This is a genomic window from Streptomyces sp. NPDC088746, assembly GCF_044751065.1.
In the GTDB taxonomy this organism is placed as follows: domain Bacteria; phylum Actinomycetota; class Actinomycetes; order Streptomycetales; family Streptomycetaceae; genus Streptomyces.
The window spans coordinates 265,245-284,986 of sequence record NZ_JBIVLA010000007.1 but is presented as its reverse complement, the minus strand read 5'-3'; the positions used below and the strand labels follow the sequence as shown (position 1 = coordinate 284,986).

The 19,742-nt window shown below is 67.8% G+C and carries 23 protein-coding genes, 1 tRNA gene and 2 pseudogenes; 6 read left to right on the top strand and 20 right to left on the bottom strand.

Going from position 1 to position 19,742, the window contains the following annotated elements; translation table 11 throughout:
* Window positions 1–10 precede the first annotated feature (10 nt).
* Window positions 11–937, top strand: a complete 927-nt coding sequence (locus ACIP63_RS28820; protein WP_401521305.1) for a Yip1 family protein — start codon at window positions 11–13, stop codon at window positions 935–937.
* A gap of 72 nt (window positions 938–1,009) precedes the next feature.
* On the opposite strand, the gene ACIP63_RS28815 is transcribed toward ACIP63_RS28820, so the two are convergent.
* A complete protein-coding gene (locus ACIP63_RS28815) occupies window positions 1,010–1,510 on the bottom strand; it encodes a phosphoribosyltransferase (protein WP_401521303.1) in 501 nt (166 codons plus the stop codon).
* Window positions 1,511–1,516: 6 nt separating this feature from the next.
* Window positions 1,517–2,092 carry a dCTP deaminase gene (dcd, locus tag ACIP63_RS28810; RefSeq protein WP_099173424.1) on the bottom strand — a complete coding sequence of 192 codons (576 nt, stop codon included), beginning with the start codon at window positions 2,090–2,092 and terminating at the stop codon, window positions 1,517–1,519.
* Between the two features lie 477 nt (window positions 2,093–2,569).
* Between dcd and ACIP63_RS28805 the strand changes: the two genes are divergently transcribed.
* Window positions 2,570–2,640, top strand: a tRNA-Gly gene (locus ACIP63_RS28805).
* A 54-nt stretch (window positions 2,641–2,694) separates the two neighbouring features.
* Here the strand turns inward: ACIP63_RS28805 and ACIP63_RS28800 are convergent.
* The 16 genes from ACIP63_RS28800 to ACIP63_RS28725 form a co-directional block, all read right to left on the bottom strand.
* Complete coding sequence (locus ACIP63_RS28800; RefSeq protein WP_401521300.1) at window positions 2,695–3,879, bottom strand: tyrosine-type recombinase/integrase; 1,185 nt, start codon at window positions 3,877–3,879, stop codon at window positions 2,695–2,697.
* The gene (locus tag ACIP63_RS28795; RefSeq protein WP_401521298.1) at window positions 3,879–4,073 is read right to left on the bottom strand and encodes an excisionase family DNA-binding protein; all 195 of its coding nucleotides are present in this window, start codon (window positions 4,071–4,073) and stop codon (window positions 3,879–3,881) included. Before ACIP63_RS28795 ends, ACIP63_RS28800 begins: the two co-directional genes overlap by 1 nt.
* 560 nt (window positions 4,074–4,633) lie before the next feature.
* Complete coding sequence (locus ACIP63_RS28790; protein ID WP_401521296.1) at window positions 4,634–6,106, bottom strand: ATP-binding protein; 1,473 nt, start codon at window positions 6,104–6,106, stop codon at window positions 4,634–4,636.
* 3 nt (window positions 6,107–6,109) lie between these two features.
* On the bottom strand, window positions 6,110–6,937 hold the full coding sequence (locus tag ACIP63_RS28785; protein WP_401521294.1) for a bifunctional DNA primase/polymerase: 828 nt from the start codon (window positions 6,935–6,937) through the stop codon (window positions 6,110–6,112).
* On the bottom strand, window positions 6,934–7,665 hold the full coding sequence (locus tag ACIP63_RS28780; protein WP_401521291.1) for a DNA methylase: 732 nt from the start codon (window positions 7,663–7,665) through the stop codon (window positions 6,934–6,936). Before ACIP63_RS28780 ends, ACIP63_RS28785 begins: the two co-directional genes overlap by 4 nt.
* Window positions 7,666–7,744: 79 nt before the next feature.
* Complete coding sequence (locus ACIP63_RS28775) at window positions 7,745–7,894, bottom strand: hypothetical protein (protein ID WP_401521290.1); 150 nt, start codon at window positions 7,892–7,894, stop codon at window positions 7,745–7,747.
* Window positions 7,895–7,941: 47 nt separating this feature from the next.
* Window positions 7,942–8,142 carry a hypothetical protein gene (locus tag ACIP63_RS28770; protein WP_401521287.1) on the bottom strand — a complete coding sequence of 67 codons (201 nt, stop codon included), beginning with the start codon at window positions 8,140–8,142 and terminating at the stop codon, window positions 7,942–7,944.
* Window positions 8,139–8,729, bottom strand: coding sequence for a hypothetical protein (locus ACIP63_RS28765; protein WP_401521284.1), 591 nt, complete (start codon window positions 8,727–8,729; stop codon window positions 8,139–8,141). Before ACIP63_RS28765 ends, ACIP63_RS28770 begins: the two co-directional genes overlap by 4 nt.
* Window positions 8,730–8,993: 264 nt before the next feature.
* Complete coding sequence (locus tag ACIP63_RS28760; RefSeq protein ID WP_401521281.1) at window positions 8,994–11,111, bottom strand: FtsK/SpoIIIE domain-containing protein; 2,118 nt, start codon at window positions 11,109–11,111, stop codon at window positions 8,994–8,996.
* A gap of 66 nt (window positions 11,112–11,177) precedes the next feature.
* The gene (locus ACIP63_RS28755) at window positions 11,178–11,732 is read right to left on the bottom strand and encodes a hypothetical protein (RefSeq protein WP_401521278.1); all 555 of its coding nucleotides are present in this window, start codon (window positions 11,730–11,732) and stop codon (window positions 11,178–11,180) included.
* 25 nt (window positions 11,733–11,757) lie between these two features.
* Complete coding sequence (locus tag ACIP63_RS28750) at window positions 11,758–12,090, bottom strand: RRQRL motif-containing zinc-binding protein (protein ID WP_401521275.1); 333 nt, start codon at window positions 12,088–12,090, stop codon at window positions 11,758–11,760.
* Window positions 12,090–12,341, bottom strand: coding sequence for a hypothetical protein (locus ACIP63_RS28745; protein ID WP_401521273.1), 252 nt, complete (start codon window positions 12,339–12,341; stop codon window positions 12,090–12,092). The genes ACIP63_RS28750 and ACIP63_RS28745 overlap by 1 nt, the downstream gene beginning before the upstream one ends.
* The gene (locus tag ACIP63_RS28740) at window positions 12,341–13,204 is read right to left on the bottom strand and encodes a protein spdB (protein WP_401521271.1); all 864 of its coding nucleotides are present in this window, start codon (window positions 13,202–13,204) and stop codon (window positions 12,341–12,343) included. Before ACIP63_RS28740 ends, ACIP63_RS28745 begins: the two co-directional genes overlap by 1 nt.
* Window positions 13,201–13,527 (bottom strand): DUF6303 family protein, encoded by a 327-nt coding sequence (locus ACIP63_RS28735; RefSeq protein WP_401521269.1) that lies wholly within the window; start codon window positions 13,525–13,527, stop codon window positions 13,201–13,203. The genes ACIP63_RS28740 and ACIP63_RS28735 overlap by 4 nt, the downstream gene beginning before the upstream one ends.
* A complete protein-coding gene (locus ACIP63_RS28730; RefSeq protein ID WP_401521266.1) occupies window positions 13,524–13,793 on the bottom strand; it encodes a DUF6284 family protein in 270 nt (89 codons plus the stop codon). The genes ACIP63_RS28735 and ACIP63_RS28730 overlap by 4 nt, the downstream gene beginning before the upstream one ends.
* Window positions 13,794–13,984: 191 nt before the next feature.
* On the bottom strand, window positions 13,985–14,158 hold the full coding sequence (locus ACIP63_RS28725) for a hypothetical protein (protein ID WP_401521263.1): 174 nt from the start codon (window positions 14,156–14,158) through the stop codon (window positions 13,985–13,987).
* 450 nt (window positions 14,159–14,608) lie between these two features.
* Between ACIP63_RS28725 and ACIP63_RS28720 the strand changes: the two genes are divergently transcribed.
* From ACIP63_RS28720 to ACIP63_RS28710, 3 genes are all read left to right on the top strand, one after another.
* Window positions 14,609–15,397 (top strand): GntR family transcriptional regulator, encoded by a 789-nt coding sequence (locus tag ACIP63_RS28720; RefSeq protein ID WP_401521262.1) that lies wholly within the window; start codon window positions 14,609–14,611, stop codon window positions 15,395–15,397.
* The gene (locus ACIP63_RS28715; RefSeq protein WP_401521259.1) at window positions 15,394–16,047 is read left to right on the top strand and encodes a YdcF family protein; all 654 of its coding nucleotides are present in this window, start codon (window positions 15,394–15,396) and stop codon (window positions 16,045–16,047) included. The genes ACIP63_RS28720 and ACIP63_RS28715 overlap by 4 nt, the downstream gene beginning before the upstream one ends.
* Before the next feature lie 653 nt (window positions 16,048–16,700).
* Window positions 16,701–17,996 carry a hypothetical protein gene (locus ACIP63_RS28710; protein WP_401521257.1) on the top strand — a complete coding sequence of 432 codons (1,296 nt, stop codon included), beginning with the start codon at window positions 16,701–16,703 and terminating at the stop codon, window positions 17,994–17,996.
* Between the two features lie 297 nt (window positions 17,997–18,293).
* Here ACIP63_RS28710 and ACIP63_RS28705 read toward each other — a convergent pair.
* Window positions 18,294–19,063 (bottom strand): annotated as a pseudogene (locus tag ACIP63_RS28705) (tyrosine-type recombinase/integrase); the annotation flags it as partial.
* Here ACIP63_RS28705 and ACIP63_RS28700 point away from each other — a divergent pair.
* Window positions 19,055–19,348: pseudogene (locus ACIP63_RS28700) on the top strand (UTRA domain-containing protein); the annotation flags it as partial. The pseudogenes ACIP63_RS28705 and ACIP63_RS28700 overlap by 9 nt on opposite strands.
* 85 nt (window positions 19,349–19,433) lie before the next feature.
* On the opposite strand, the gene ACIP63_RS28695 reads toward ACIP63_RS28700, so the two are convergent.
* Complete coding sequence (locus ACIP63_RS28695) at window positions 19,434–19,631, bottom strand: hypothetical protein (protein WP_401521254.1); 198 nt, start codon at window positions 19,629–19,631, stop codon at window positions 19,434–19,436.
* Window positions 19,632–19,742 lie beyond the last annotated feature (111 nt).

Here is a 19,742-nt window from a genome sequence, read left to right as displayed (position 1 = left end):
CGTTCGAGGTGTGGCTGGATTCAGGATCGGACGCGGCCGGGACAACCGCACACCGCAACAACACCCGCAGCAGCAACCGCCGTACGGCGCGCAGGCATCACCGCCGCCGTACGGCGGGCAGTCGTGGCCCCCGGCAGGAGGCAACGGCGCACCGTACGGAGGCCCCCAGGGCGCCCCGTACGGCGGCGGGCACGGCGGCGACGGACACGGGGGTGGACGCGGGCACGCAGGCGGGCACGGCGAGCCGGAGTACTTCGGCGACCCGTACCAACAGCCCTCGCAGCAGGACCCGTATGCCAACGCCCCGGGGCACACCCAGGCGTTCAGCATCAACGAGGACCCGTACGGCGACGGCAACACCTACCAGGCCGGCCAGGCCGCCGCGCATCCCTCGGGGCCCAGGCTCCACTGGAAGCAGCTGCTGAGCGGCATCGTGATGCGGCCGGGGCCGACGTTCTGGCAGATGCGCGACTACCCCGTCTGGGGCACCGCGATCGTCGTCACGTTCGTCTACGGCCTGCTCGCGCTCTTCGGCTTCGACCAGGCCCGCGACGAGGCGATCCACGCGGAGGTCTCCACGGCCGCCCCGTACGTGATCTTCACGGGCGTCGGCTTCGTCATCGGCGGACTCGTCCTCGGCGCGGTCACGCACACCCTGGCCCGCCAGCTGGGCGGCACGGGCTCCTGGCAGCCGACCGTGGGCCTGTCGATGCTCATCATGTCGATCACGGACGCACCGCGCCTGATCTTCGCCCTGTTCCTCGGCGGCGAGAACTCCCTGGTCCAGATCCTCGGCTGGATCACCTGGCTGGCCGCCGGAGCGCTGTTCACCTCGATGGTGAGCAAGTCGCACGACCTGCCGTGGCCGAAGGCGCTGGGCGCCTCCGCGATCCAGCTGATCGCACTGCTCTCGATCATCAAGCTCGGAACGATCTGAGCCGACGCGCAGGAAGGGCCCCGGTGCGACGCACCGGGGCCCTTCCCACGTCTGTCTCCTGTGGCCGGGGTCCTAGGAGTCGAGGACCTGGCCCTCACGACGCACGACGGGCTTCTCGACGCTCCACGGGAAGTTGATCCACTGATCGGTCTTCTTCCACACGTACTCGCATTTCACGAGCGACTGCGGCTTCTCGTAGATGACGGCGCTGCGCACCTCGGCCACATGCTCGATGCAGAAGTCACGGACCAGCTTCAGCGTCTTTCCGGTGTCGGCGACATCGTCGGCGATGAGCACCTTCTTCCGCGTGAAGTCGATGGCATTCGGCACGGGCGCGAGCATCACCGGCATTTCCAGGGTGGTCCCGACCCCGGTGTAGAACTCGACGTTCACCAGGTGAATGTTCTTGCAGTCCAGGGCATACGCCAGACCACCCGCGACGAAGACCCCGCCCCGCGCGATGCTCAGCACGACATCGGGCTCGTAACCGTCGTCGGCCACCGCCTGGGCCAGCTCACGTACGGCGTGTCCGAAGACCTCGTACGTCAGATTCTCCCGCACTTCACCAGCCATGCCGTATCACACCTGTGTCCGATGGAAATTCATGAAAGAACGCGAGGCGGTCGGCCCTCGCTGGCCCTGATAACGCGATCCGTACCGCTCGGAACCGTACGGGAACTCGGAGGACGACGTCAGCCGGAACATACACAGCTGCCCGATCTTCATTCCCGGCCAGAGCTTTATCGGCAAAGTCGCCAGATTCGACAGCTCCAGGGTCACATGCCCCGAGAAACCGGGGTCGATGAAGCCGGCCGTGGAATGCGTCACCAGCCCGAGCCGGCCCAGCGAACTCTTCCCCTCCAGCCGCGACGCCAGGTCGTCGGGGAGCGAGATGACCTCGTATGTCGACGCCAGGACGAACTCCCCGGGGTGCAGGATGAACGCCTCGTCACCGTCCGGCTCGACCTGACGGGTCAGGTCCACCTGCTCGACGGCGGGATCGATATGCGGATAGCGGTGGTTCTCGAACACCCGGAAGTAGCGGTCCAGCCGCACATCGATGCTCGAGGGCTGCACCATCGAAGCGTCGAACGGGTCAATGCGAACCCGCCCGGCATCGATCTCGGCCCGGAGGTCCTTATCTGAGAGAAGCACGCACCGAGGATACGCAGAACGCGCGAGCCGACCCCAACCGGACCGCCCCGCGCGTGCCTGCCTCAGACCTCTTCCGCCCGCTAACGCTCCTCGAACACCACGGGAACCGCCTGCCGCAACCGCGCGCAGCGCGGGCAGCGGATGAGCCGCCCGGGCCCGATCCGCCCGGACCCGAGCTGCTGCATCGGGAACGACGAGGTAGCGAAAACGTGCCCTTCGGCACAGCGGACGACGGTGCGCTCCATCGACTCCATCAAGTCCCTTCCCCAACCAGCCTTGGACGAGACCGCCACATTAGGGGATGAACGGGACGCCACTCCAGGCGGCACTCCGCCCACCCACGCTACGCCCTCAACTCCCCTCGCCCGCACCCGCATCCACCCCCCGGAACGACACACGGACCCCGCGGCGAACACGCCGGGGGTCTGCGATGGGGTACAGTGTGGGACGATGCACAGCCGATCACCGGCGCGCTTCGCGGGTGTAGTTTAATGGTAGAACATGAGCTTCCCAAGCTCAGAGCGCGAGTTCGATTCTCGTCACCCGCTCTTCCACGAACCCCCAGGTCATCGACCTGGGGGTTCGTCGTTGTCTAGACCTCCCTAAGCGCCTTGCACAACCTCCGCACCACCTGACCCCTTTTCGCGCTCCTCGCGCGCCTTGTCACGGGCCGCTCGCACCATCCGGTCCAGCCCGCCCGCCACCTCCTTCTGACGCTCGTGGTCAGAGTGCTGATAGATCAGGGCCGCCTTCTCCGTCGACTGGCCGGCGCGCACCATCGTGTCCTTGAGCGTGGCTCCCGACCGGGTGGAGAGGGTGTGCCCGGTGTGCCGGAGATCGTAGAAGCGGAAGTTCTCGGGCAGCCCGACCGTGGTCCGAGCCTTGCGCCACTTCCGCCCGAAGGTGGAACGGCGGAACGGCCTGCCCTTCTCCCCCACGAACAGCAGTCCGTCCGGCCCCTTCTCCGCGTACCAGTCCATGTGCCGGTGAAGGTCCTTCCGCAGGAACTCCGGCAGGACTACAACGCGCTTCCCGGCCTCCGACTTCGTCGGTCCCTCGGCCCGCTTGCCCGTGGCCAGCTCCGGGGCGGCCTTGCGAACGACGACAGTGGCGTTGTCCACGTCCACGTCCTTCCGCCGAAGCTCCGCCTGCTCCTCCGGCCTCATGGGCCCGTAGGCCCCGAGGTAGACCATCAAGCGCCACCGGATGCCGATGGCGTCCGCGAGTGCGTCGACCTGGGCGACGGTCGCCACCTGACCCGACTGCGAGAGCTCCTTTCCGGCGCCCCGAATGCGGCACGGGTTCCGGCGGATCAGTTCGTCGTCGGTCGCGGTCTCCAGGATGGCTTTCAGCAGCCGGTAGGACTTCGCAACGGTCGTGGCACCCGTGACAGTCAGGCGCTCCGCCCGCCACTCCCGCACGCGCGGTGGGGTGATCTCGTCCAGGTCGAACGCACCGAACGCAGGGACGAGATGGAGCCTGAGCAGCCGGTTATACAGCTCCTCCGTGAGGGGCGCGACGCCCCTTTCCGCCACCCATTTCGTCGCGTACTCCTCGAAGTTCACCGCGCCGGCGTCCGGGTCCCGCCACGCGTCGCGGGTCATATCCGCTTCGACCTGCGAGAGCCAGATCTCGGCATCGGTCTGCGTCTCGAACGTCTCGGGCGCCCGCCGACGCTCCCCCGCCGGGTCCAGATAGGAGGCAGTCCAGCGCCCGGAACGGTATTGCCTGACTGCACCGAAACGACGCATCGTCATCTTCTTCGCGTTCTTCTTGCGCTTGGCCATCAAGCAGCCCTCCTCATGCGGCGACGCGCCCGGATCGGTTCAACGGTGTTGGTGGCAAGGAACTCTTCGACGGCACTCGCCGGGAAGCGCACATGAGTACCGACCTTCAGGTAGCGGATGCGCCGCTCAGCCACGAGACGGCGCGGAAATCGCTCGGTGGTCCCCAGCAGCTTGGCCAGGGCCTTGACGTCCATGTACGTTTCTTCCAGCGGCCCCGGTCTGGGCACGGGGGGAACGGCTGTGAGTCGCCGGGCAGGGTGAGCAAGGTTGCTCATCGACTGACTCCCTGGGATTCGAGGCGGGCGGGCCCGGAGCGCGCCCGAATGTGTCCGAGGCTGTGATTTCTGCGTCATCGCGTCATCCACGTCACTGGTGGCGCCTGACCTGCGGTTATGTGGTGACGCAGACGATTGCGGGTGCGTCATCGGTGACGCAGAGGTGCGTCATGGGGGGGGGTGCCGGGTGACGCAGGTGACGCGGGGTGACGCAGCCGAAGCCGTCCTGCGTCACCCGAATCGCCACAGCTCAGGGGCTGTTTTGGCCCCCGTGGTGACGCGGGTGACGCAGCCTTCCCTTTCTTAAGAAAAAAGAGAGGGGGTGTCTGTTGTGGTGTGGTGCTGCTCAGGGCATGAAGTGGGGAGCCGCTTCGCGGCGCGACCACTGGGCGGCGTTCCGCCGAACAGCAAGAGGAGCACCCGCCGCCATGGCGCGTGGTGCTCCTCTTGCTTGTTCGTACCCCGGTCGCCGGTGCGGGTCAGAACGACTGCTGCTCGTGGGGCGGCGGGGCGGGGCGTCGGGTCATTTCGACGTACCGGCCCTCGCGGGTGCGGCCCCAGTCGACGAGGACGCCCCTGGCGGCGAGGGTGGGCTGAAGACGCTTGAGGCGGTCGGAGAGGACTTTCCCCGTTGTGGGCCACCCTTTGGGCAGCGGACGGCAGTCGTCGCCGCTGTAGAGGCCGCTGAGGAGGTGTAGCCACTCCGAGGACGTCATCCGCGTCTCGGTGCCGGGGTCGAGGCCGGCGGCGTGCTTGAGGACGGTCTGCGCGAGGAGGTCGCCTTCGATGACGTCGTCGTTCAGCTCGTCCAGGCTGCTGCGGTAGGCGGGGAGCGTGCCGAACCCTGTGGCGGCGTCGATCTGCGCGCACATGTGGGCGAAGTCCGCCATCCGCAGATCACTCGGGATATCCGCCTCGGTCGCCCGGACCTTGACCGTCAGGTCGAGGAGGGAGCCGAGGATCACGGGCAGGGCCGCTTCGAACTCCCGCCACAGCTCCGCTTCTGTCCGACGCACGCCGGGCCGTTCCAGACGCAGTGGCAGGAGGCGTTCGGCAAGGTCGGGGCGGATGACTCCGACGTCGATCCCGGTCAGCAGGAGGGGGCGGCGGTAGCGGGAGCGGACGACATCCCCGTCGCTGAACAACGCGCGCTTGATGCTCTCGGCTCCGGTGACGATGCAGCACATGAGGTCGGACAGGTCCGGGGCCAGGTGCGAGAGGTTGTCCAGCGCGGTGACCCATCCTGCGGCAACGGCCGTGATCAGGTTCTCCTCATCCTTCGGCGCCCGGCGCAGATCGCCGGTCATGCCCTCGATGATCCGCACCAGCATGCGGCCGGCCGTCGACTTCCCCGCTCCCTGGGGGCCGGTGAGGAACGGGGCTGGGACCGGGACGGACGGGCCCAGGCAGCCGATGAGCCAGGCCAGGGCCAGGCTCTCGGTGTCGGCGGTGGCGAAGTTCGTCAGCCGCAACAGCTGGTCGATGCCCTTGCCCTCGGTGTCCCGGACGGGCATGGGGAGTTCTCCGGTGAGCTGGGTACGCCGCCAGCACACCTCACGCGGGTCGGGAACCTTGACCTCCCACCCGTTGGGGTGGATGCGGACGGACTGCCCGTCGTCGCGGCCGAGGTCCAGCCACGTCGCCCCGTCGAACCCGGGGGCGACACGGATGTGCGTGGGCTGCACGTCCTGACTCAGCGCGAGTGCTTCGATCAAGTCCAACGCCTCCTTGAGCGAAGTCCCGTTGAAGACGCCGACCCCGTCGTTGAAGAGGTCGACCATGAGTTCCTGCCGGTGGCTGCCGGTCGTGCCCTGGGAGCGGATGGGGCGGGCCACGGGGTGGCCGAGCCGCTGGGCGTAGACGGTGCCCTCGGTCGTGCGGAAGTACCGGAAATGCGACTGCGCGTACTCGGTGATGACCTCACGCGCGGGGGTCTTCTCGTCCTCGGACATAACTCACATCCCCAATGCGGTACGGGCGTTGGACCACGCATCGGTGCAGTGCCGGGCGGTCTCGCCCCTGGTCTGCGCGGCGGCGAACAGCCGGGCGGCGTGGGCCTCAGTGAGGCACCCGCACCGCCCATGGGCGGACAGCACCGCGAGGAACGTCCGGTAGACGGTGGCGTGCACCCCGCCGGCCGCCTCGGTGATCCGCTGCTCAGCCATCGCGATGCCCCGCTCCAGGTAGACGGGCGTCCGGTGGCGGCACTCCCCACGCACAGCCGGAACGGGGACAGTGACGGGCCTGACCGGCGACGGCTTCTTGACGACCAGGCCCCGTACGGCGTCGGGCAGGTCGGTCATCGTGCCGGCGCCGGGCCCGAGCCACCGGGCGTAGACCATGGTCGACTTGATGTCGACGCCGTCGCGCACCGCGTTCATGGAGGGCATGGCCCCCTGGTAGATCCAGTGCTCGCCCCGGGTCGTCGGCACGGTCCGCGTGGCGGGGAGCGTCCGGCGAGCCCATGCGACCGCATCGGCGTGGTCGAGGTCCACGACGGTCAGGCCGGTCCCGCCGGGGTGGTAGGCCACGGCCTGAGCCTGCGCCCATGCCATCGCCCACGGGCGTCCGGTGAGCACGGCAGGCTCGGTGGTGGCGGCGGCCCAGGCGTGGCACGGGCGGGGGCAGTCGCACGGGCCGGGGGTCTTCATGTTGGGCCGGCCGCCGCAGGCGTTGTCCCGGCAGGCCGGGCAGTTCCCGAACGGGACCTTCCCGGCTCGCAGCGGGAGCACGGGAACGCCCCGAGCGGCGAGGTCCAGGGCGGTGCGCAGGTGCGTGTTCACGCGGCCACCTCCACCGGACGGACAGCGGTGAGCAGGGCGCGGCCGATGTGCTCGGAGAACGCGGGCGGGATGGCTTCGGTGAGTTCTTCGCGGACGTCGGTCCAGGTGATGCCCATGGCGGCCTGCATCTCGGAGATGGTGGCCTTGCCGCCGCCGGAGCCGTAGGCGGCGACGTAGGGGCCGTCCCGGTAGATGCCGTGGCGGTAGCCGCGCACGTAGCCGCGGTGCTTCGGGTGTGCCGGCCGGTCGATGGTCCAGCGGCCCAGTTCGAAGTTGCGGTGGCGGATCACTCCGAGACCGAACATCTCCCCGCACAGGGACAGGTCCTTACGGATCCGGGCCCGCCCGTTGGGCTGCTCGATCACGTACGGCAGGCCCGTGGCTTCCAGGAGTTCGCGGGTGGGCGCCACCAAGTCTTCGTGAGCACCGCCCCACCCCTGCGACGCGTTGGTGCCCACGGTCAAGGCGCATCCGGCCTGGCAAGGCGGGGAGGCGTGCACAGCCGCATACCGCCGGATCTCGCCGGTCGCGATGAGGTTGGCGAGGTGTTCGAGGGCGTCGTCGCGGTGGAGGGCGAAGGGGTAGTTCGGGCGGTCGACGATGTCCACGCCAGTCACCTCGAATCCGGCCCGGTGGTAGCCCATGGCCGCGCCGCCGGCGCAGGAGAAGAGATCCAGTAAGAGCGGCCGGTGGCCGGGTACTCGCCGGATGTCGGTGGGTTGGGTCATGCTGGGTGTCTCCAGTTCTCGTGAGTGGGTTTCTGGATGAGGGCGGCCCCGGCTTTGGCGAGACGGGGGGCGCCCTCGGTCATGAAGCCTTCGGACCGTTGGGGCGGCTCGGGGTGCGGGTGGTGGCGGTGGCCGGTCGGCTGCCGCTCTCGGTGTTCCACCGGCCGGGCCCCGAACCGCTGGTCGTCGTCGGACGGCTGCTGTTGGGCTTGCCTCGGCTGTCGCTCATCTCGGCCTTCCTGAACGTGGAGTGGTGCCGGGTCGCGGTAGCGGCGCCTAGCGTCCGGTCTTCCGCAGCTCGTGCGAGTGGCAGAGCACGGGTCCGATGAGGAGGCCGACCCGGTTGACCGTCCACCGGCCCTGGGTGAGAGGGCCGGGCGGGACTTCGTCCACGATCCGGCCGGTGCGCCCCGCCGCCCGAGGGTCGTCCTCGCAACTCACGATGCGAACCTCGTCACCGCTCTTGAAGGTGCTCATGAAGTGATCTTCGTCCGGGCTGCGGTGCGCACGAGCGCGGTAACTTCGCCGGCGGTGCGGTCGGGCATGTCGTTCCAGCGGTGGTAGGCCAAGGTGCAGCCCCGGGCGCGGAGGACGGCTTGCAGCCGCAGTCCGGCCCGGTCGACGGTGCTCTCGTCGCCGATGCCGAGCCGGAACAGAACGGCTTGGGCGCCGAGGATGCAGACGCGCCCGGAGCGGGAGCGGTGCTTGTTCTGGGTCCAGCCGTAGCGCTCGATCACGAGCGCCGTGAGTTCGAGGTGCTCGGTGACCGTGACGGTCCGGGTGCCGCCGTGGCGGTGCCGGACGGCCGAAACGGTGAGGACCCAGTCCGGCAGCAACCGCAGCAACCGCCCCGGCAACACCCGCTCCGGATCGGCGGCCGGCGCCGGGGCTCCCAGCGCCTCGGCAATGAGCTGCTGTGTGGTCTTGGTGACCAAAGGGTGAGCGGTCGTGCGGGTGCGGGCGGCGAGGTACTGCTCGATGTCGCGGAGCATGCCGTCGATGTCGAGAACCGGCTCGACATCGGTCGTCGGTGGGGGTGTGGTGTGGGTGGTCGTCGCGCTCATCTGCTCCTACCTCCAGCGGTGGGATGCGGCGATGCGTGAAGCCCAGCGAGGGCAAAAGCGGAACGCCTCCCCCTCGTGGCTCAGGGAGGCGGAAGAACCCCCCTCGGGAGGCACTATGAGGGGGGTGCGGGGGTGCTGAGCTGGGGTGACTCCCTGCCTCCCTGAACATCACTTTGCGCAGGTCAGGTCCAGGGAGGCGGGTCAGGGAGGCGTTTAGGGAGTTCTCCCTGGCTCCCTGACCCGCCACGGATGCACTCCCTGTGATCAGGAAGCGGAATCGGAACCGTCGGTGTCCCGGTTGGCGAGGGCGCGGGCGATGCGCTCACGGCCGACGACCATCCGGCCGTCCGACTTGTAGGGCTCGGCGGCCGTGCCGTCGAGCACGCGCTTGAGGTCGGCGTGCGTCCAGCTCCCGTAGCTGTCCTCGGACAGCACCGACAGGCGCTGCAACACGTCCTGGGTCAGGACCCGGTTCGTGTCCCCGATCACCGTGGCGATGTCGGTGAGCGGGTCGCGGACCTCGTCGCGCTCGATGACGTGCAGGGTGGTCACCCCGTCACGCAGGGCGCGGGCACGGTCGGCGATCAGGGCGGCTTCCTTGGTGTCGATGTAGTGCGTGCGTACCGTGATCGATGCCTGGCCGGCCGGGATCGCGATGCCGTCCGAAGCGACCACGAGCGTGCCCTTGTCCAGCCCCGGGCGGAGCAGGTTCGGTGCGGCCCCGCCGTCGACGGCCTTGTCGCCCAGAGCCATGCGGGCCTGCGACTCGGTGCCGAGCGCGAGCGAAGCACGGGTGTGGGCGCCCTCGCGGACCAGCTTGGGAAGGTTCTGGTCGGTCGGGTCCTGGGTGCCCTGCCACAGGGTCACGTTCACCGCCCGGCCCTGGTTGTGGATCTTCCGTGCGGCCATGAAGTACCGGGCCGTCGCCTTGGACCCGCCGTAGGGGCGCTTCTGCTCGTCGACCAGCGGGCACATGAACGCCACCTGTGCCTCATCGACGAGCAGGATGAGCGGCGGGAACACGGTCCCGGGCGGCGCCTGCAACCGGCGCTCCATCTCGGACACGCCGTCTTCGAGCATCTCGGTGGCTTCGACGACGTGCTCGTCGGTCGGACCCTGGATCAGCACGGTGGCCAGGCCATCGAACATCGCCCAGTCCCCGGCACCCTTGAGATCGGCAAGCCGGAACTCCACCGTGCGGTCCAGGGCCAGCCACAGAGCAAGAGCCCGGAGTGCTGCGGTCTTGCCCTGGTTCGACAGGCCGGTGATGAGGAGGTGGCGCTGATACAGGCTCAGGAACGCCGCGTCGCCGCGCAGGTCCTGACCCCACGGGGCCTTGCCGCTCTTGTAGTCGGCCTTGCTGTCAGGGTCGGTGACCAGCGGAGACGGGCCGATCGGCTCATCCAGCGCACCACTGTCCGCGACCCAGAGCCGCACGGTGCGGGCGGCCTGCGGGATGGTGATGAACACCTCATGCTCATGCCGGGACAGGTTCTCGGCGAGCTTGCGCCGCCGCTTCTGCACCTCGTCCGTGGAGACACCGGACGGCAGGGTTACGTCCACTTCGACCCCGCATCCGGCGATCCGGATCGGACCCAGCATCGAGGCGCCGGCGTCGCCCATCTCCTTGATGGCGTTCCGCAGCGGAGCGACACCCAGGTTGCGCAGGGCCAGGATGACGATGGACGGGGTGATCGGCTCCCCCTCACCCGATCGCACATTCGCGGGGAGGGCCCATTGGGGTGCGGCCTGCTGGTTCTTGCCGACGGCCCACAGGCCGAGCAGGACCGCCCATGGGCCGATCGTGACCAGGGGGCCCCAGGTCACGGTGATGATGAAGACGATCCAGCGGACCAGCTCGATCAGCGCCATGGTCGGGGCGCCGATGTCGGTCCAGTCCTTGTTCGCTACCGCGAGCATGATGCCGAGCAGTAACAGCCCGCCCGCCCCGATTCCGGCGCCGGCGGCGATGCCCTTGGCGGCGTCCATGGGGGCGGTGAGCAGGTCCATGCGGCGGCGGTGGCGTTCCTGGCGGAAGCGCTGGCCGCGCTCTTCCCACTCGGCGGCGGCCTCCATGTTCCCCGCGGCTTCCGCCGCACGCAGCAGCCGTTCGTAGCGGGAGGCGGTGCGGCCCTCCCAGGTGCGGCGGGCCACGATCCGGGTGCCGCCCCAGACGTACAGGCCGTGGCGGGCGGTGGCACGGCACACGGTCTTGGTGGTCTCGTGGGTGGCCACCGTGCGGATACCGCGTGCGGAGCGCACCCACAGGGGCACAGGCGCCGTCTCAGCGGCCACAGCTGCTACAGCAGCCGTGACGGCCGGAGCGGGCTCCACAGGGGCGGGGGTGGGGTTTTCGAAGAGGGGAACGACGTTGTCGCTCATGACGGAACGACTCCTGACTGCCCCGGTCGGTTCCGGAGCGAAGTGGAAGGGGTTGGTGGGGGCGGGTCAGGCTGCGGCCGAGGGGACGATCCGGCCGGCGAGGTACTCGCGGCCGTACGCCTCCTTCTCGTCCGCCTCCAACAGCCGGTCCAGCTCACGGCTCGCGCGGCGCGACAGGCGCTCGACCCCCAGGTCGTGGCGCAGACCTGCGATGAGCCGTTCGCGGCCGTCCTTGCGGCTGTTCTGCATCGCGTGGACCAGCTCATGCACGACCGTGATCGCGAACGTCGCCTCATTCGGGTGCTGGTCGACGTTGATCACGATCAACACCCCGCCGTCGGCCAGCGGAATCGCGCGGCCCGCGACGTCACGGGCGTGCCGCTTGGCCTCGCGCAGCGAACGGGACTGGATGCGCTTGTCGGTGCATCCGGCGGTCTCCCACTCGGCGGCCGTAGTCACCTCGGCGAGGTCGCGCTCGCCGGTGAGGACGACCTGCACGTCGGGCATCCGGCCGGCCACGGCCCGGTCCACGACCCGGACGGCTTCCTCGGTCAGCCGCTTCGCGGTGCGCAGCGTGGACCCGTAGCCGAAGAGCTTGTGTGTGCTGACGTCCAGCTTCACTACAACTCCGTCTCGTTGCCGCAGCTCAGGCGGCAGATTCGATGTCCGAGCAGGGCACGCACATGCCGAGCGAACGCGGGATGCAGTACCCCGCATCGCGACGGCAGGAGGGACAGGTACGCCGGGCCGTCATCGCCTTGGCGAGAGCGGACCGGCGACCCGGGGTCATCGGCCGGACGGGCTTCGCCCGGTCGATGCGGTACAGGTAGGCGACCAGCGGGCCCCGACGGCGGCGGGGCCGCTCCACCTGCGCGGCCACCTCCTGACCACCCGGCCGCAGCCCCATCGCGCGGAGCTGGCGGCGGGTGGCCATCCCGTCAGGGGCCAGGCGCCACCGGTAGACGGGGAGCGTGGCCATCAGTCGGCCGCCCGGTCCGGGGTGGCGGCCGGGCAGCGGTGAGGCAGCCGAGCCATCACGAAGTAGCGGAACTTCGGGCTCTGCCGGGTGTACCAGCGGTCGCACTTCTGAACGTCCGCGAGGTACCACTTGCCGGTGCGCGAAGACTGCTTCCAAGCGAGCTTGGCGTCACCGCACCGCTTGCACGTCACCAGCGTGCGGACCTCGGCGGCATTGTTGGCCGGGTAGGCGTTCGCCACGAAGTGCTCCATCACGCCACCACGCGCTTCCACGCCGCGCGGAGGCGGACTTCGGAGGCGGAGTGCCCGGCGGTACGGAAGCGGGCCGCCATCTCCCGATAGGACAGCGCCGGGGTCTCGCTGTGCCGGATCTGGTCCACGAGGACATCCAGCACCTGATCGGAGAGGGCGCCGGCCGACTCCAGCGAGAGTGCCGAACCCGGCTCGGTGGAGCTCCAGGAGGGGAGTTCCCAGCGGGGTGTGACGCCGGGTGTGACGGGGGTCGTCACGCTGGTCAGGGCCCGTCCGGTGTCCTCCCCGCCTCGGGCTTTCTCCAGGGTTGACCAGGCTCGGGAGAGGGTGTCGGCGGTGCGTGCCTGTACGTGTGCGACGCGGGCACCGGCCTGCGTCACGGCCGTCAACCGCGTCTCCTCCGTGGACGCCTCCGCCCGCAGGCGGGCGCGGGCCACGGCGGCTTCGTCCCGGGCTTCCTGCTGAATGCCCTGGATCGCATCCAGCGCCTCACCGGTGAGCGCGGTCCGCTCCCACAGCCCGTGCACCAGCCACAGGGCCTTGGCCGCGATCGGCAGCCAGGCCACGGCCAGCCACGCGCCGGCCGACTCCTCAGCGGCAAGCGCATGCGCGACCAGGACCCCGGTGGCAATCAGCCCGAAGGACCAGCCCACCACAGTGACCGGGGTGGAGTGGTCGCCCTGCGCGGCCAGACGCCGCTCGTAGGCGAGGGTGGCGAGCCATCCGCCGTCGATCCCGAGACCCACGACCAGCGCGACCGGCCACGGCATCGCCACGCCCAGCCACATCACCACCACAGCCAGGGTCAGGACCATCGATACCGCCGTCATGCCGACGGCGGGCAGAACGGTCTTGGCGTTCATGCCACACCCCCGTCCAGCGGCTGGACCTTGACCGCAGCCAGCAGCGCGACGCGCACCGGGTGCGGGTGGTACTCCGGCCCGGTGTCCTCCGTCCACTCCCATCCGGCGCCCTCGGCGAGGGCGAACCCGAGTTCCGACAGCGCCTCCCGGCGCTGGTCAGGGGTCGGGACGTCGGTGGACGTCGGCCACGTGTAGGTGGGCCACTCACTGACCCTTCCGGACATGGCCACGAACACCTGCCAGCACGGACCGGCCGTCACTTCCGGTGTTGTGGTCCCGCAGCAGCGCAACGACATCTGCGCTCCGAAAATCTGCTTGCTCATGCCGCGCCCCCGGACATCGCCGTGCCGGAAACGCGGTTGGCGAGGTCCCGCCGCGCCGCCAGGACCCGGTTACCGGCCCGGCGGACCCGTCGCTCATCCAGCTCGTTCGCCGGGCGGTCAAGGGTCATGATCTGCGCGTCCAGCAGCTCGACCTCCGCCCGGATCAGCGGCATCTCCAGCTCGATCGCGTCCAGCTCAGCGGCCGACGGCTCGATGTCGAGCGACGCGGCCGTAACAGCGGCCTGAAGTGCAACGATGGTCTTCATGGGTCGTTTTCTCCTAGTCGTGGGACGGCCCTACAGCGGCCCCGGTGTTCCAGCACCGGGGCCGCGCGCCGTTCAGGGATGAGCCGCCACGGCATGTGGTGGCCCGGCCGCCGGAGCAGGCGGCGAGCGCCCCGGGCCGGATTCGATCCGGCGCCCTCACGGCGAGATGCCGGGGCTGGTGGTGCGGGCGGCTACTGCGGCGTGACTGTGACGTCGGTCGGCTTGTAACCCCTGGACCGCAGGCTCTTTTCGACCGCCTTCTTGGCCGCCTCCGGTGAGGGCGCGGCCAGCGAGCCGCGTGCGCTCGTGGTCTCTCCGGGGGTCAGAGTGTCGGCGGCATCGGCGATGAAGCTGTACTTCGGCATGGAGCACTCCCGTGGGTCGCGGTTCCGGACAGCCCGGCTCCCCTCAGCTCCGCCCGTACGACCCCGGAGGATCGGACGGGCGGAGGAGGCAACCGGCCGCAGTCGCCGAAGCGCCTGCGGTGTGGTTGACGTGCGTGTCTCCTTCGGGGGCGACTCCCGTTTTAAGGAAGAGCCGCTAGCCCGTTGTAGGCAGAGACGTGACCTTTCGGTCTCGATGCCATCCGGTTGCCAAGGGGTCCGGTGCCCTCCCCCCGTCCGATGCGGGGCTCCTGCGGTGAAGCGATGCGGTCCGCCGGAGAACCGTCGGGCGCAGGTCGAGCAGCCCTGAAACAGGGCTTCGGCTTCGCTGTCCTAGGACTGCGTTGCGTCTGAAATGACAATGACGCACAGTCCCAGGACTGTCAACAGTCCTGGGACTGTGTTTCACTGAGGTTGGTGAGAGGAGTGCGCGTGGCACCCAAGTGGCGAGAGCTGGCGGACAAGCTGGCCGAGCAGATCAAGAGCGGTGAACTGCCCCCCGGCAGGCAGTTGCCGCACATTCGAGAGCTGGTGGAAGCCGGCGAGGGATCGAAGTCCACGGTTCACGCGGCGTACAAGGCGCTGGAGGCTGAAGGGCTGGTGACGTCTTCGCGCGGTCACGGCACGGTGGTCAGGCAGCAGGCCCCGCTCAAGCGGCTAGGTATTGCTCGGTACGACAAGGCCAAGTGGCGGGACGGCGATGAGGTCGCCTTCATCGCCGACCGGGTCGCTTCGGGGCGCGCTCACAAGCGTGGCGAGCAGACGCAGAACGTCAGCCGCGTGCTGGCGCCGCCGCTAGTGGCTGCAGCTCACGGCCTGGCCGAGGGTGCCGAGGTGTACGCGCGGGCTCGCCTCGTGAAGGAGGGAGATCAGCCGACGCACACCCTGACCAGCTACTACCGCCCCGAGCACGTCGAGGGCACTCGGCTCGTGGACCCGACGCCCGGCCCCGCCGGCAAGGGTGGGGGCTATCGCGTGTTGTACGACGCGGGGTACGAGATCGACCACATGCGAGAGGAGCTATTTGCGCGGCCCGCGTCCTCTGAAGAAGCAGTGCTGCTTCAGCTGACGCCCGGAGAGTGGGTCGTAGAACTTCACCGCACCACCCGCACCGCTGATGACACCGTGGTGGAGTTCGCCATCGGCATCCACGCCGCCAGCCGATTCGCGTGGGCGTACGACTTCAAGGTCCCTGATTCGGCGGAGGAAGCAGCCCAGTGATCCAAGCACGAGCGTGGTCTGACGCCCAGCGGCTGTGGGACTTTCAGCAGATGCACCACGACCCGCGCCCCTGCTCGGTCGGCATCGGGCTCGGCAGCCACGATTTGGGCGTAGCGGACGTGACTGCTGACCTGTACCAGCGTGGCATGTTCCCGTTGATCGTCTTCACCGGCGCAACCAGCCGAACTACGCGCGACCGGATGCCGAAGGGGGAAGCCGAGCACTACCGGGAGCGAGCCGTAGAGCTGGGTGTTCCTACAGGCGCGATCCTCGTGGAGCCGGAAGCGCGCAACACGGGCGAAAACATCATCCTGTCCCGTGCCATGTTGGCTCGGCGCGGCATCGACGTGACCTCAGTGCTACTGGTTAGCAAGCCGTACGAGGAGCGGCGAGCGTATGCGACAGCCTGCAAGCTCTGGCCCGGGGTCGAATTCATCAGCGCGTCAGCAGCAATGACGCTCGCGGAGTATGTCGACACTCTCCAAGACCCGCGTCTGGTGCTCGACATGCTCGTGGGGGCGCAACAGCGGTTGGTCGTTTACCCGAAGCAAGGGTTCATGATTGACCAGGAAGTTCCGGGCGCCGTCGCCGCCGCATACGAGCGCCTTTGCGCGGACGGGTTCACAGGCCGTCTCGTGCCCGAGGGGTAGCAGGAACCCCAGTCTCATCCGCAGTCTCAGTTGGCTGGTCGTCCGTGGTCGTCCACCATCGTCCGCCCTGGTCGCTGAAATGCGCTGACCAGGGCGGACGGGTTTCTGGCGGACGCCGATGGACCACCACGGATCAAGATCCGACAACTTGTAATGCGTAGGTCGTCGGTTCGAATCCGGCAGGGGCTCCGAGAAACCCCAGGTCACGTAGCCCATGACCTGGGGTTTTCTGATGCGCCGGCGCCTAGGCTCGCGCCGTCGTGCCCGATGGGGGCGTCAGACCGGCAGTGCAGTCCTCGGCTCATCCCGGGTCGCCTCGCCCGCCGCCTCTCGGGTCGCTCCGGCGAAGACCTCCAGTGCGCGGGTGGTGTCCCCGGCCGCGTGGTGATGCGGTTCGGGCCAGCCCTGACTAGGTTCTCCGCCACCGTCCGCCGATCAGCTAACCCGACACCTCCGCCGGCCCACACCCCACGGTGTGGGCCGTTTTTGTTCGTCATGGCGCGCCAGGGGCTGTGGACGCCCGCAATCAATCTTGGCGTCGACGCTACCCAACAGATCCTGGGGTAGCAGTTCGGCGACAACTGACTGTTTCGCGCACGATGCCCCGGCAGGGCCTACATAATGCCTACAAACGACACGGCAGGGGCGAGGCTATGAGTGATGACATTGTTGGCACGTTTCACCTTCGCGGAATCGAAGACCCATCGGAAGTGGAGAATCTGACGGACGAAAGCGCTGCGACTATTGCAGAGATCGCGCGCCACGGATTTGGGTTTTCCGGACAGAAGGGAGAAACTCTCTATTTTACCAAGCCGAACAGTTCGGACTTCTTCAACGCATCCGTCGATATTTGCGACGCGCCAGAGGTTGCCAGCTCCCTGAAATCCGGAATTCTAGAACATGACGACCTTCAGGCCATATTCGACAAACAGAGCGGGGTGTACGAATTCGCAGTCCGCTCCACCGCACGCCCCCTTTCTCGTTACCGGTGGGGCCAACCAGATAAGGCATGCGCCCACGACTACAAGGGAGACGAGGAAGGCTACTCATTTCACTTGACTGGCCAGGATGGCGCTGCCTGCATTGAACTCTCCCCGGCGACCCCACTTGCCGCTTTTCTATTCAGCGTTCAGATTATCTCTCGGGGGAACGCTAAACGATCTCGCGCGTACACCGTAAAGGTATTCAACGACTCCAATGAAGGAGCGAACGGGGCTCTAGGACTTGAAGGCGCGCGAGACCTTGTCGATCGGCTGCTCTTCGAGCTCGATGCCACGCATGGAATTCACGCAACAACCATCCCTCGCGTTCGCCGACTCGTTAGGATCCCTAGCTCCAGAAGACCTGAAGCTCCAATGGTCAGGTTTCCGAAGGTGCAGGTCCCCCGAGAGGTATCCGCCCTTTTCTCATTCGCAGGCGAGGCGGCTGATAACCCGCCCTTCATGTTTCTCGCGTACTATCAGGTATTGGAGTATTACCTTCCTCATGCTGCAAGCCGGGGAGGACTGAAGGCGATCCGGCGCGAACTGAGAGCACTCGGTTTCGATGACAAGAGTGATGCGTCAGTGCTTCGCGTGCTCAATAGCATCGAGCGCAACAAAAACTCAAATGAGGAGGATCAGCTTAAAACCCTGGTGTCTGAATGCGTTAGGGGTGACGTGCTACATGAATTTATCACCTCAGACGACAATTCGAAACACTTCTCAAAAAGCGGGCCTCAATTGAGCGTTCCCCCCATTAACTCGAAGTCAACCAGCGAGACGCTTGCTGTTCAAGTTGCGCGACGTACCTACGCTCTTCGAAACCGCATCGTCCACGCGAAAGACAACCCCAGGTATGCCGAATCCTCAGTACTGCTTCCGCGTAGCAGAGAGGCTGGACTCCTCGCTCCGGATATTAGACTCGTTCGACTTCTCGCTATTGAAACGGTAGTCGATAATCAAGGGTAGAAAAGGACGGTGTGCATCATCCGAGCATAGAAGTGACGGCTGCCGCGATGCCCCAACACAGAGCGTGCCTGGCCCGCACCACCTCTGCACCACCTAGGGCGGTCAACGACGGTCAATGGCGGAGACTCCAGAGCGGGTGCGGTGGCAGTGCAATGTGGCATCGCGGCAGGTCAGCGCGGGAGAGCGGTGCCGCAGAGCAAGATTCCCAAGCTCAGAGCGCGAGTTCGATTCTCGTCACCCGCTCCATGAAAGAGCCCCAGGCCAGCGGCCGGGGGCTTCTTTGTTGTCTGGACCAGTTCAAGGCTCTCGCACCAGATCCGCACCAGAAGGCCCCTGATCAGCCTTCTTACGGGCGGACCGCACGAGGTCATCCAGGCCGCTCGCGACTTCCTGCTGCCGCTCAAGATCCGAGTGCTGGTAGATCAGCGCCGCCTTCTCCGACGACTGGCCGGCGCGGACCATCGTGTCCTTGAGGGTGGCTCCGGACCGGGTGGCCAGGGTGTGCCCCGTGTGACGAAGATCGTAGAAGCGAAAGCCGTCCGGCATGCCGACGAGCACGCGAGCCCTGCGCCACTTCCGCCCGAAGGTGGAACGCCGGAACGGCTTTCCCTTCTCCCCCACGAACAGCAGTCCGTCCGGGCCCTTCTCGGCGTACCAGTCGAGGTGACGCCGAAGATCGATCCGGAGAAACGCCGACAGGACCACGACCCGCTTGCCCGCATCCGACTTGGTGTCGCCAGGAGCGCGGCGACCGGTGGTCAGCTCGGGGGCTGCCATGCGGACCCGGATGGTCATCTCGTCCAGGTCGACGTCCTTACGCCGGAGCTCGGCTTGTTCCTCCGGCCGCATTGGACCGTACGCACCGAGGTAGACCATCAGCCGCCAGCGAGGCCCGAGAGCGTCTGCGAGCGCGTCGACCTGGCCGACGGTGGCGATCTGGCGTTCGGCGGACGACTCCTTCCCGGCGCCACGGATGCGGCAGGGGTTGCGAGGATCAGTTCGTCGTCGACCGCGGTTTCCATGATGGCCTTGAGCAGCCGGTAGGCCTTGGCCACGGCGACCTCACCGCCGGCACCCTCGTTGTCCTCCCTGAGGGAGGGCCGCATGCCGGAGCGGGTGTCGTGAACCGCATGGCCGCAATCGGGGTGTCTGTCAGCCATGCGGTGGAGCAGCCGGAGCCACGGCAGGCGACCGCCGAGGAAGCGTCGCTACTCGGCATCCAGAAGGCCGCACTCGTGACGCACATCCGGCGGACGTACTACAGCGACCAGGGTCGTCCCGTGGAGACAGCGGACATCGTGGTGCCCGCAGCGCACTGCGAGATCGTCTACGAGATCCCGATCAGCCGTTAGCGGACGGACACCCGACAACCTGATGCCGCAGTGGCAGGTTGGCGTTGACCCCCACCACCACGGTCAGTTTTCGATCGCCTACAAATTAGATGAATACGGCCGCAAAGGCGGCTGTTAGGGCAGCCGCGAGTGTGACCACCGCCGCGAACGCGCCGGCTGCCTGCGTGACGGCGGTGGGGTAGCTTGCTCCGTCCAGGCGGGCAAGTTTGCCCGCACCGGCAGCAGCGAGCAGCGCGAAGACGACCGCAAGTGCGGCAGTGAGTAGAACGACGGCGACGGACATGCCAGCCTCCCTGTAGGCGATGGACCGTTGACGCCATCGAAGGTCGCGGAAACGACGTACGCCGGGGTGCGCAGCGGACGAATATGCACACCGGCGAACACTCAAGGCGTG